Origin of the sequence: Vibrio sp. A2-1 (genome assembly GCF_021728355.1) — a bacterium.
Classification (GTDB): domain Bacteria; phylum Pseudomonadota; class Gammaproteobacteria; order Enterobacterales; family Vibrionaceae; genus Vibrio; species Vibrio splendidus_K.
The window spans coordinates 42,325-55,311 of record NZ_JAKKCO010000011.1 but is presented as its reverse complement, the minus strand read 5'-3'; the positions used below and the strand labels follow the sequence as shown (position 1 = coordinate 55,311).

The following is a 12,987-nucleotide window of genomic DNA, read 5'->3' as shown; positions in this document are numbered from 1 at the left end:
GATATTCGATACTGAATTTACTCTGTTTAGCGCAAGATAAGCCAAACAGGTAAAGTGACCAGCTTACGACCAGCCGTTTGGTGACTTTCTGCGACGAGGTATAATGTGTGGCAGGACAAGACCAAGAAGTAGACCAATACCAGCAACACCACCACCATACATAAAGTATTTCAGTAGTAGATCATCTTTTTGAGTGTCTAGCTTAGCGCGTAGCTCACGGTTCTCTGTTTGAGAACTCGTAAGTTGTTGGCTAATCTCGCTGTAGTTTTGCTCAAGTTCAGAAATTTGCTTGTTACGAGAGTCTAGAGAGCTCGCTAGGCCAGCTTTTTCGCTGTCAGCACTTTGACGAGCATTCGCTAGCTTGCCTTTAACTTCAGTCAGCTCTTTCTCTAGCTTAGGCATACGCAGAGCCATGCTTTCTTGAGTGCTTACAAACTTACTTTCTACCCAGCCTTTACGGCCGCGGCTGTCTTGAACCTGGGTGTAACCCGTGCTCTTGTTAGTTTGTAGGTAAGTAATCTTTTCACCAGCATCAACACTACCGATGATACGGAATGTGTTGTTTGGGCCAGAATGCATATAAGTAAATAGTTTGTCAGCAATATAACGGTCTTGTGCAAAGGCAGCTGGAGCCGCAAGCATTGCGAGCAAAACTAAGCTAATCAGTTTTTTCACAGTAAATCCCTTAACGATTCAAATTGGGTAGGCGTATGAGTCAGCCTCAATGAGCAAATAATATTTAGTTTCTTTATGCGGTGCAACAAAGAAGGGAGGCAAAGCCTCCCTTTCTGTGCGTTTGAGTCAATAATGACATGGTATTTACATATCATTACCGAAGCTCACCGTTTTCTGACGCTAATATTTACTAACGCCAGGGCTATTACATAGTAAACATAGCCTGAATTGCGTAGAAGAACACAACAGCAAGTAGAGCACCTGCAGGTAGCGTTACAATCCACGAAGCAACGATGTTACGCACAACGCCTAGGTTGAGTGCTGCGATACCACGAGCAAAACCGACACCTAAAACCGCACCAACCAATGTTTGCGTGGTTGAAATCGGAAGGCCAGTACCAGAAGCCAGTACAACCGTACATGCCGTTGCTAGTTGAGCGGCAAAGCCACGGCTAGGTGTTAGTTCTGTAATACCAGTACCCACGGTTGCCATTACTTTATGACCCATGGTAGCAAGACCAACAACGATACCAATACCACCTAGTGGAAGAATCCACCATGCGATAGTGCTCTTACCTGAGATTTCACCCATGTGCTCAACCGTTGAAACAACAGCAGACAGTGGACCAATCGCATTCGCAACGTCATTTGAACCGTGTGCGAATGCCATCGCACAAGCTGTGATAACCATTAGTACGCTGAAGATACCTTCAACGCCAGCAAAGCCATGGTCTTCTTCGCGATTAGCAAATTTCTTTTGAATGTATAAGTAACCGCCAACCATGACTAGAGCAGAAACACCAGCTGCCCATAACCAGGCTTCAGTGCCGCTTAGGTGAAGGCCAACGTGCTTAAGACCTTTCTTAATTGTTACAAGTGCAATGACCATTGTCGTAATGAACATGTACACAGGCACAAAACGCTTAGCGTTAAACAACGGATTTTCTGTATCGAATATCAGTCGTTGGGCACTGACAAAAATAAGATAGGCGAAGATGCCGGAAATCAACGGTGTGACAATCCAACTACCCACAATACCTTGAACGCTGTTCCAATCTACAGCTTCTGTACCTACAGACACACAAGCAAAACCGATGATTGCACCGATGATCGAGTGAGTCGTTGATACTGGCCAGCCCATGTATGATGCTAGAAGCAACCATGTACCAGCAGCCAGTAGCGCCGACATCATGCCGTACACAAGTACGTCAGGTTGATGAGCGAATAGAGACGTTTCGATAACACCTTTACGGATCGTGTCAGTTACTTCGCCGCCCGCAAGGTAAGCACCTGCGAATTCAAAGATCATTGCGATAATGATCGCTTGTTTTACGGTTAGAGCTTTAGAGCCTACTGAAGTGCCCATTGCATTCGCAACGTCATTTGCACCAATACCAATAGCCATCAAGAAACCGAAAGCTGCTGCAACAATAATCAGGACAGTGCCGTAGTTAGCAAGGATATCCATCGTAATACCTAGTTGTTTGATAACAAGCGGAACAAATTTAGACGCAAAAAACCGCTCAGCGAGAGGAATACTCAGCGCATAAGTGGTTTGGTTAAAAAATGCTCTTCGTTATATAGTTAGCGTATGATTTAAGATCGAGAAAGCATTACTTCAAGACGAGCGCCTACACGCTGTGCTTGATCTGCAATACCACCAACCCATTCAAGAATTTTGTATAAGAACATGATGTCAACTGGATTCATATCGTCTTCAATCGCCATTAATTGTTGGCGTAATTCGATCTGCATCGCGTCCGTGTCATCTTCAATTACATCTAACTGATGAATCATTTCAGCAACGAGTGTTACTTCACGGCCCTTAAAGCCAGTCTCAAGTAATTCGTCTAATTCATTGATTACGTTTTGTGCTTGGTTCGCTGCATCTAGACAGCGTTTAACGTAAGCGATGAAGTTTTCTTGCATTGGAGCAGGAATGACAAGTTGACGACCATATACACGGCCAGCAATGTCTTTCGCTAGGTTTGCGAGTTTGTCTTGTTGAGTTAATAGCTCCAACATATCGGTGCGATCAACTGGCATAAACAAACCACGAGGAAGTTTAAGGCGAATTTCACGTTTTAGTACGTCAGCTTCTTTCTCAAGGTGAGAAATTTGAGCTCGAATTTCTGATGCTTTCTCCCAGTCACCCTTTGAAGAAACTTCAAAGAAATTAACTAGGTGAGAACAACATTCGTTCACGCATACTACGTGACGCTGCAAAGGTTTAATTGGGGACTTTGCAAATAACCCCATAATTGTATTTACTGGCATGGTCATCCAACCTAATAAATAATAACCTTAAAACAACATACACCATATTCATGGTGAAATGTTAAGCGATGGCTACAAAGTCGCGCATGTTAACCTAATCAATGTCTCATTAAAACTGTTTTAGATCATCATAAGGGCGATATTTCTGACTTGCTGAGTTTTCAAATTGGCAATATCCTGTCCCTATCTTCACAGAAAGGTATAACTATGGAAACCGAGATAGAACTGAAGTTTTTTGTTTCTCCTGATTTTTCAGAGACTTTACGCAATAAAATTGCTGAAACTAAAGTACTTCAGCACAGTTGTCGCGAGCTAGGTAACATCTACTTTGACACCCCTGACAACTGGCTACGTAAGCACGATATTGGCTTGCGTATTCGACGTTTTGATGACGTATTTGTACAAACCGTAAAGACGGCTGGTCGTGTGGTTGCTGGTCTGCATCAAAGGCCTGAATACAATGCAGAACACGATAGCAATGAACCTAAGCTAGCCCTACATCCAGAGGATATCTGGCCAGCGGGTAAAGACATCGAAACGTTGCAAGCTGAGCTGACTCCTCTGTTCTCTACCAACTTCACTCGTGAGCAGTGGTTGATTGGTATGCCAGATGGCAGCCAGGTTGAGGTTGCGTTCGACCAAGGCTTCGTTGAGTCAGGCGATCTGCAAGAACCGATTTGCGAAGTCGAATTAGAACTTAAATCGGGTCAAACGGATGCTCTATTTACATTGTCTCGTCAATTTTGCGAACAAGGTGGCATGCGTTTGGGGAATCTCAGCAAAGCCGCTAAGGGTTACCGCCTTGCTCAAGGTTATCAAGGAGATGAAGTCACTCCTTTGACCTTAGTTGATACTGACAAAAGTGATACTGTTGAATCGTGTTTCATTCAATCTTTAGAGCATGCTCTCGCTCATTGGCACTCTCACGAGCAGATCTTCACCGAGCGTCAATCGATTGAAGCGTTACATGAGATAAGCCATTCGCTAAGTTTTATTCGTCAAACCTTCACTATCTATGGTGACATTGTTCCAAGACGTGCGAGTGCTATTTTACGCCAAGAACTTAAGTGGCTTGAGCAAGAACTTGATTGGCTAAAAAGTTATGACCACTTCGAAGATTTGCTCGAAGATAAAGGCCACGTGCTGCGTAAGCTAGATGCACGTAAGTTCTTGGTCGCTGAGCTTAAAGAGATGCAACAGCAACTGCCAGATCGTGAAGATCTTCTGACCTTGCTGAGTTCTGCTCGATACACCGGTTTATTATTAGATCTGAGTCGTTGGATCTTGTCTCGTGGCTGGCAACCTTTCTTAGATGAAAAGGCACGTGAGCAAATGGCTCGTGGTATCGAATGGTTTTCCGTGCAGCAACTCGATCGCACATGGGCCGATTTGATGGAAGCTTTCCCGCCAGAGCGAGTGATGACCAGCCAAGCGTATATTGATCAGCAATACCGTTTGATGCGTAATCTGTATTCTGGCGTTGGTTTCGCGAGCTTGTATGATGACGATGAACGAAACAGCTTCCGTTTGCCATGGGCCGATATGGTGCAAGGCATTGATGACTTGCTGGCACTTAAAACATTGGAGCCTTTGACTGAGAAGTTGGAAGGCGATGAGAAAGTTCAGCTAGAGCGTTGGTTGGCTCGCCAAGAAGTGTCTATTCTGCATGCGATGGAGCAGACACGACAAATCAGCGTTGAGGTTGAGCCATACTGGCAAGACTAAACTCAATACCGATATCAGTATAAGTATGAATTTGAAAATAGGGCTTCGGCCCTATTTTTTTGTTTGTTGCTCGAGCTTTTCTAGTCGCTCTAGTATTTTCTGTTGTTGCTCTATAATCTTTTCAAGATGCTTCTCTTTGTTTTCTGCTCGTTGATTCTCATGGTGAGTGGGGGAGGTGATCAGAGAAGTAATCAAGCCTGAAATCATACCAAAAACACCCACACCGCAAATGATCACCAGAGAGGCGACTAATTTCCCTGAGTTCGTCACGGGGTAATGATCACCGTACCCTACGGTACTGATGGTAACGAAAGCCCACCACAAAGCATCTTGGCCAGTGGTAATGTTGGCATTGGGATCTTTGTGTTCTAACAGCAGGATTGTTCCTGCTCCTATGGTTAGGAGAATAACCAGCAGCAGAATAATTGAGGCGAGTGTGGTTTCTTTGCGATTACGAAACAGCTCTCTAAAAACACGTTTACCCGAGCGGAGCACAAGAATGACACGCAGGATCTGAAAAATGCGAGCGAAACGAAGTGGTTCGATCATTGGGATGCTTGCTAAGAAATCGATCCAGTGTACTTTTAGATATTCTTTCTTATTTTGAGATCTCAATAGATCAATCGTGAGCTGAAAAAGAAAAACACTACAGATTATAAAATCGAGGCCGATAAGAACTTGTTTTGATTCTTTATCAATCGGTGCAAACAATAAGCCTGAGATCACAAATAACGCTAAGAAAGAGAGAATCAGTGATAATAAGCTCATCGGCTTGGTTGTGTCTTTGATACTATTTAACATTCATACGAGGCTCAAAATAAATCGCGAACTTTGACTGACATAGCCACCTCGCGGATATAGAAGCCATCAATATATAAGAATTAATGGAGAACTGACAATGACTAAACTGTCATTCAAGCCGTGGGAAAGGATAATCTCTGACGTTCGTCTCGTTCCAAAAATGGTCATGCTGATGATATTCAGCACTATCTTGATCATTTCGAAGCAGTTATGGGACGCAAGTACGTTTTACGATTCATTGCTTGCTGTAACCAATAATGCGCAAGTTGCACAGCAGCATTATGAGACTTACCTAGTTCAAGTGGCTTGGCAAACAGCCATGATGATCATTGTGTTTGTGGTTCTTCTATTAGCGGCGGCGCGCGTTATGCTTCGCCAAACTCAGTACCTTAATGACGCCATTAAAACCATGGCCGATAAGAATCTATCAATGCCGATTGAAATGGACTGTAAAGATGAATACGGCGATGTGGCACGCGAACTTGAAAAAACTCGCGTCCAACTGAACGACATGATCAAAACTCAAGTGGCCTCTTCAGACGAGTTATTTGCTCTGACAGAAGTGATGACCATTAGCATGTCAGAGACCAAAGATTCGGCTCAAGAAGAGTTCAACGAGATCGATCAGCTAGCGACAGCAATGAGTGAGATGACGTCTACCGTGCAAACTGTCGCTGAGCATGCGCAAAGTGCTTCTTCATTGACTGAACAGGCATCAGGCCAAGCCTTGACCGGTCAGAAGTTCGTTCAAGGCTCAGTTTCTAAGATGAGTGAGTTATCTTCAGATATCGCAGCATCTGCAGCAGCGGTAAACCAAGTAGAAGAGCGCGTTGACTCAATTGGTAGCGTTGTGGGTACTATCCAAGGTATTTCAGAACAAACGAACCTGTTAGCACTGAACGCAGCGATTGAAGCCGCGCGTGCCGGTGAAGCGGGACGTGGTTTTGCGGTTGTTGCCGATGAGGTTCGTAACCTTGCGCAGCGTACTCAACAAGCGACAGTCGAGATTCAAGACATGATCAGTCACCTACAAAGCAGCGCTAACTCTGCCGTAGAGCTGATGGAGAAGAGTGTTGTAGAAGCGGCTGAAGGCGTTGACCTGGTAACCAATGCTGGTTCAGAGCTAGATGGCATCGTAAGCCAAGTCAACCAAATTAATGATATGAACTTCCAGATCGCGACCGCTGCAGGCCAACAGAGCAGTGTTGCTGAAGAGATGAGTGTTAACCTAACGAATGTTCGTGAGCTTGTTGAAGCGTCTGTAGTGGTCGTTGGTGAACTGTTAGAGACTTCTCAGCTCATGGAAACCAACGCACAAGAACTGGACGGTAAGATTAAACAATTTAAGGTTTAATCATGGGGTCTTGGCCTTTACTCCTCAGAGGTACTTCTAGTATTCGATAGCTAGGAAAGACCCGATTCGATAAGTTAACCGATAAAACGCCCACATTGCTAATGTGGGCGTTTTTTATTGGCGTAACTTTGGTATAACTTATCCTTAGATATTAAAACAGGTTCTCAAAGCTCGTTGTTAAACTTGCCTGTTAAAACTATTTACTAAAGAACAGAACCAATTGTTCGGCGCGCAGCTTACACAAGGAAGAAACATGCCATTGCCTTCTCAACTCACCACGCATTCCCAGTCTGCTTTTGAGCAATTATTAGAGCATCAAAGTGAAGCCATCAATGCTTGGCCAGAGCCAATGATTGAAGATCTTAAACGTGTACTCGGTTTAAGTTGTTTTGTTGCTGATTGTTTACAGCGTGATACGGTTTTATCCAACTCTCTACCTGATATGCTGGCATGTGAAGAGCGTGCTGAAGGGTATCGTCAGCGATTAGCCGAGTTACTTTCAGGTTGTGCCGATGAAATGAGTGGCCAGCGTGTGCTGCGTCAATTCCGTAATCGAGAAATGACCTACATTGCTTGGCGTGATTTTTTAGGCGAGTGGGAGCTAGAGCAGAGCTTAATCCATCTATCGATGTTGGCAGAGGCGATGATCTTCGAGACCTATCAGTGGCAGTACGATATTTGTTGTAAAGAGTGGGGCACACCTTGCAATGAGCAAGGTGAAGCGCAGCCAATGTTGATCATTGGCATGGGCAAGCTCGGTGGTGGTGAGCTTAACTTCTCTTCTGATATCGATCTGATTTTTACTTACCCTGAAAATGGTGAAACCCAAGGGGCACGACGAAGTATCGCCAACGCCCAATTTTTCACGCGTTTAGGGCAACGGATTATCAAGGCGCTTGATCAGCAAACCTTTGATGGATTCTGTTATCGAGTAGACATGCGTCTGCGTCCATTCGGTGAGAGTGGTCCACTGGTCATGAGTTACGCTGCGCTAGAAGATTACTATCAAGAACAAGGCCGAGATTGGGAGCGCTACGCGATGGTTAAGGCGCGAGTGATGGGTAGTGAAATGTACCCTGAATATCAAGAGCTTCGCCAGATGCTGCGCCCGTTTGTGTTTCGTCGTTATATCGATTTCAGTGCCATTCAATCTCTGCGTCGAATGAAGTCGATGATCAGCAGTGAAGTTCGCCGTCGTGGCCTCTCCAATAACATCAAGCTTGGTTCTGGTGGTATTCGTGAAGTTGAATTTATTGCGCAAGTTTTTCAATTGATTCGTGGCGGGCGCGAGCCTAGTTTGCGTGGTCGAGGGTTACTAGAAACGTTAAGTGCTATTGAGTCTCTCAATTTATTAGAGACCAAAGAAGTCGGTCATTTACGTGAGGCTTACCTGTTTTTACGTCGCCTTGAAAACCTATTGCAAGCGATGTCTGACAAGCAAACTCAAACCTTACCAGATGGTGAGCTTGAGCAACTGCAGCTCGCTGTCGCAATGCAGTTTGCTGATTGGGATAGTTTGATTACGGCAACTCGTGTTCATATGGCGAATGTACATACTGTGTTCGAAGATCTGATTGGTGTCGATGAAGACGACGCCAATCCAATCGCGAGTCACTTTAGTGAATTGTGGGATATGGCCCATAAGCAAGACGTGATTGAGCAGGTTCTTGAGCATGACATCGCGATTGCTAACCCGATGGAAGCGGCGAAAACCATTATCCAATTTAAAGCGGATTTAGCGAAGAAAACCCTTGGCCCACGTGGGCGGGAGGTTTTAAATCGCTTGATGCCTAAAGTGTTCCAAGCGTTGTACACCGCCAAGGATGCAGAGTTTGGTTTATCTCGGGTGTTGCACCTTCTCCATAAAATAGTCACGCGTACCACTTACCTTGAGCTATTGGATGAGCACCCAGCCGCGTTAACTCAGTTAGTTCGTTTATGTACTGCGAGCCCGATGATTTCGGAGCAGCTTGGCCGTTATCCAATTCTATTAGATGAACTTATTGACCCTCAACAACTCTATAATCCAGTACCTTTAGAGTCTTACAAGACTGAGTTGAGAGATTACCTAGCTCGAATTCCTGAAGATGATATGGAGCAACAGATGGAAGGTCTGCGTCAGTTTAAGCAGACTTGTATCTTGAGGATTGCAGCCGCGGATATTGCGGGCGCATTACCTGTTATGAAGGTCAGTGATCACCTTACCTATTTAGCCGAAGCGATTGTTGAGGCGGGTATTAACCAAGCTTGGTTACAAGTATCGGCCAAGTTTGGTGAACCGACTCATGTAAAAGATCGTGAAGGCCGCGGCTTCGCAGTTGTTGGTTATGGCAAAGTTGGCGGCTGGGAGCTGGGCTACAACTCCGATCTCGATATCGTGTTCATGCACGACTGCCCGGTACACATCTATACTGACGGTAAGAAAGAGATTGATGGACGCCAGTTCTATTTAAGGTTGGCACAGCGAATTATTCATATTTTCTCAACGAGAACCGCTTCCGGTATTTTGTATGAGGTCGATACTCGTCTACGCCCTTCTGGTGCCTCTGGTCTATTGGTTAGTCCAACGGATGCATTTGACGAGTATCAGCACAATGATGCGTGGACTTGGGAGCACCAAGCTCTAACTCGCGCTCGCATGATCTACGGTGATGACTTATTGGCTTCTGCATTTAACAAAACTCGCCATGAGGTTCTGTGCTTGGCTCGTGATGAGGCAACGCTCAAAAAGTCCGTTGTGGATATGCGTGAAAAAATGCGCGGTCATTTAGGCGGTAAAAAAGCCGATCGATTCATGTTGAAACAAGATGCGGGCGGTATTACTGATATTGAGTTCTTGGCGCAATACTTAGTGCTGAGATACAGCAACGAAAAACCTAAGCTCACCCGTTGGTGTGACAATGTACGAATCTTTGAAAGCTTGTTGTCACAGGGGATTATGGATGAGCAGCAAGGCATCGCATTAACCAACGTCTATACGACGTTAAGAGATGAGATCCATCACCGTAATCTACTCAACCTTGATGCGGATGTGGCGATTGAGAAGTTTGAGATGGAAAGGGAACATGTTGTTCAAGCATGGAAGCAATGGATGGAAGCATAACCAAGTCATAGCGTAGTGACTGATGTGTCTATCTTGATAGGCTTTTACTCATTTTTATATGGTTTAGCCACTGTAATCAGTGTGCTAGACTCTAGCCAGATTCGATTTTTGGAGATCCATAATGAAACCAATTCTACCTGACTACAGCCAATCAGGCGTTCTTGTTGTCGGTGACGTAATGCTTGACCGTTACTGGTATGGCCCAACTGGCCGTATTTCACCAGAAGCACCTGTACCCGTTGTGAAAGTAGAAAATAACGAAGAGCGTCCTGGTGGTGCTGCCAACGTAGCAATGAATATTGCCTCTCTTGGTGGGCATGCTCATATCGTTGGTTTGACTGGAAAAGATGAGCCTGCTGAGGTGTTAAAAAACACCCTAGGTGCATTAAAAGTTAAATGTGATTTCGTTGAGTTAGAGGATTATCCAACCATCACTAAATTGCGAGTGATGAGCCGAGGACAACAGCTAATCCGCCTTGATTTTGAAGACAAATTTGAGAACACGGATCCCGAGCTTGTTTTGTCTCGCATGGAGCAAGCGCTTCCTAATGTACGTTCGGTAATCCTATCTGATTACGCAAAAGGTGCCTTGGAGCATGTGCAGAGCTTCATTCAAAAAGCACGTGCGGCAAAGGTTCCTGTATTCATTGACCCGAAAGGCGCAGACTTTGAACGTTACCGTGGTGCGACTTTGCTTACGCCAAATATGGCTGAGTTCGAGTTGGTTGCGGGTAAAGTAAAATCTGAAGATGAAATGATCGAAAAAGGACTCGCGTTAATCGAAGAGTTTGATTTCGAGGCTTTGTTGGTAACGCGCAGCGAACATGGTATGACTTTGCTTCGCAAAGGTTTAGAGCCATTCCACTTGCCGACTCAAGCGAAAGAAGTGTATGACGTGACAGGCGCGGGTGATACGGTGATCTCGGTACTCGCGGCTTCTGTTGCTGCTGGTAAGCCACTGGATGAAGCGTGTGCATTAGCGAACGCTGCGGCTGGTGTGGTAGTTGGCAAACTTGGTACATCGACGTTGTCTACGATTGAATTAGCGGAAGCGATTCATGGTAGCCAAGACACTGACTACGGCGTGATCTCTGAAGCGGCACTGGTTGAAGCGGTGAAGCGTGCTCGTGCGAAAGGCGAGACAGTGGTTATGACCAATGGCTGCTTTGATATTCTGCATGCCGGCCATGTTTCTTACATGAACCACGCGGCTGAGCTGGGTGATCGTTTGATCGTTGCAGTGAATACCGATGAATCAGTCAAACGTTTGAAAGGTCCAGGTCGCCCTGTGAACCCAACTGATCGTCGTATGGCGGTATTGGCTGGCTTAGGCGCTGTTGATTGGGTGGTTCCGTTTTCTGAAGATACACCTCAACGTTTGATCTCTGAGGTTCTACCAAGCATTCTAGTGAAAGGTGGTGATTACAAACCTGAAGAGATAGCTGGTGGTGAAGAAGTGATTGCGGCTGGTGGTGAAGTGAAAGTACTTAACTTTGAAGATGGTTGCTCTACGACTGAAATCATTAAAGCGATTAAAGGTGGTCGAGGCTAACTTTTAGCCTTCTCGTTTTCTAGTCTCAAGGCTTAACCTTTGAGTTAGGCTGAGAATTAGCTTTCAATAGATAATAAAAATGCCGCTCAATGAGCGGCATTTTTGTAACGGTAACTGAGTAATTAAGAATTACTTACTTGCTACTTTTAGACCTGCGTTTACATCAACGATGTCTTGTTCGCTTAGCGTACCGACGGCTTGACGAAGCTGAAGCACACTTAGGATGTAGTTGTAACGAGCATCTGAAAGGTTTTTGTTCGCATCGTATAGACGACGAGTCGAATCTAGTACGTCAACGATAGTACGAGTACCGACATCAAAACCTGCTTCTGTTGCTTCTAGAGCAGACTGAGCAGAGACAACAGACTGTTCGTAAGCACGTAGAGCGCCGATCGAAGCTGTGATGTTGTTATTGAATGCACGAACGTCTTTTACAACGCTACGATAAGTGGCTTCTAGATCTTCACTTGCTGCAACGTAGTTGTATTCAGCCTGTTTAGTCAAAGAAGTTGTATTACCACCCGTATATAGAGGTACAACTAAGTTCAAACCTAGGTTTAGGTTATCTTGGTCGTAATTATTTGAGCTATTTGATTGATCCGCAAGAGAGTAACTACCATCTAACGTCAAGCTTGGTAGGTGACCAGAACTTGCTAGTGTGATGTTATCTTTCGCTACATCTTGAGAAATACGAGATGCTAAAAGGCTCAGGTTCTTTTGCTCTGCTTGTTCAACAAGTGCTGCTGCAGATTCAGAAGATTTGCTTGCTGAGAAACGATCAGTGTCTAGGATGCTTAGGTTAGAGTGTTCCTGACCTGTAATCTCACGTAGACCTTCGTAGTTATTAATCAGAGTGTTCTCTGCTAAAACTTCATCAGCTAAAACGCCATCGTACTGAGCTTGCGCATCATGTACATCGGTGATTGCTGAAAGACCTACTTCAAAGCGCTGCTTTGTTTGTTCTAGTTGACGAGCAACAGCGGCTTTCTCTGCACGAACAAATTCTAGGTTATCTTGAGCTCGAAGTACTTCAAAGTATGCCGTTGCTACACGTAGGATCAAAGCTTGTTGCTCTGCCGCGTACGCTGAATCAGATTGACGAGCAGTTTTCTCTGCCGTATCTAGCGTGATCCATGAAGAGCGTTGGTAGAGCTCTTGAGAAAAGTAAATCCCAGCTCCCCATTGGTTATTGTCATTGTTTTTATCGCTTAAATCACCACGGTTGATATCGTAGTTAGCTCTTAAATCAATTTGTGGTAGCAAATCACTACGGCTTGACGTTACTGCTTCAAAAGCGGCATCGCGCTGCGCTGCGGAACGAAGAAGTTGTGGATCGTTCTGTTTTGCTTGGTCGTAAACTTCAGCTAGCGTATCAGCAAAAGCTGATGAACTCAGGCTGCCGATTGCTGCACTGATAAATAGTGGAAGCAGTTTTTTCATTTTCCTATTCCTGCCTTTAATGGAATTTTCTTCAAAAGAGTTTAACCCAGTTTGGTGGTA

At 44.9% G+C, this 12,987-nt stretch carries 9 protein-coding genes; 4 read left to right on the top strand and 5 right to left on the bottom strand.

Annotated features, from left to right (window positions below; translation table 11 throughout):
• Positions 1-63: 63 nt before the first annotated feature.
• The 3 genes from L3V33_RS21350 to L3V33_RS21340 form a co-directional block, all read right to left on the bottom strand.
• Entirely contained in the window at positions 64-675 is a 612-nt protein-coding gene (locus L3V33_RS21350) for a TIGR04211 family SH3 domain-containing protein (RefSeq protein WP_054547835.1), read from the bottom strand.
• Positions 676-880: 205 nt separating this feature from the next.
• Positions 881-2,143, bottom strand: coding sequence for an inorganic phosphate transporter (locus L3V33_RS21345; protein WP_017077661.1), 1,263 nt, complete (start codon positions 2,141-2,143; stop codon positions 881-883).
• Positions 2,144-2,271: 128 nt separating this feature from the next.
• Entirely contained in the window at positions 2,272-2,952 is a 681-nt protein-coding gene (locus L3V33_RS21340; RefSeq protein WP_004735960.1) for a TIGR00153 family protein, read from the bottom strand.
• Positions 2,953-3,159: 207 nt separating this feature from the next.
• On the opposite strand from L3V33_RS21340, the gene L3V33_RS21335 reads away from it, so the two are divergent.
• Entirely contained in the window at positions 3,160-4,677 is a 1,518-nt protein-coding gene (locus L3V33_RS21335) for an inorganic triphosphatase (protein ID WP_237291158.1), read from the top strand.
• Between the two features lie 51 nt (positions 4,678-4,728).
• Here L3V33_RS21335 and L3V33_RS21330 read toward each other — a convergent pair whose 3' ends face one another.
• The gene (locus tag L3V33_RS21330; RefSeq protein WP_237291157.1) at positions 4,729-5,478 is read right to left on the bottom strand and encodes a potassium channel family protein; all 750 of its coding nucleotides are present in this window, start codon (positions 5,476-5,478) and stop codon (positions 4,729-4,731) included.
• A gap of 97 nt (positions 5,479-5,575) precedes the next feature.
• Here L3V33_RS21330 and L3V33_RS21325 point away from each other — a divergent pair, with 97 nt between their 5' ends.
• From L3V33_RS21325 to hldE, 3 genes are all read left to right on the top strand, one after another.
• Positions 5,576-6,832 (top strand): methyl-accepting chemotaxis protein, encoded by a 1,257-nt coding sequence (locus L3V33_RS21325; protein ID WP_237291156.1) that lies wholly within the window; start codon positions 5,576-5,578, stop codon positions 6,830-6,832.
• Positions 6,833-7,085: 253 nt separating this feature from the next.
• Positions 7,086-9,935, top strand: a complete 2,850-nt coding sequence (gene glnE / locus L3V33_RS21320) for a bifunctional [glutamate--ammonia ligase]-adenylyl-L-tyrosine phosphorylase/[glutamate--ammonia-ligase] adenylyltransferase (RefSeq protein WP_237291155.1) — start codon at positions 7,086-7,088, stop codon at positions 9,933-9,935.
• A 121-nt stretch (positions 9,936-10,056) separates the two neighbouring features.
• Entirely contained in the window at positions 10,057-11,487 is a 1,431-nt protein-coding gene (gene hldE, locus L3V33_RS21315; protein WP_114632966.1) for a bifunctional D-glycero-beta-D-manno-heptose-7-phosphate kinase/D-glycero-beta-D-manno-heptose 1-phosphate adenylyltransferase HldE, read from the top strand.
• A 129-nt stretch (positions 11,488-11,616) separates the two neighbouring features.
• On the opposite strand, the gene tolC is transcribed toward hldE, so the two are convergent.
• Positions 11,617-12,927, bottom strand: a complete 1,311-nt coding sequence (gene tolC, locus L3V33_RS21310) for an outer membrane channel protein TolC (protein WP_065207219.1) — start codon at positions 12,925-12,927, stop codon at positions 11,617-11,619.
• Positions 12,928-12,987 lie beyond the last annotated feature (60 nt).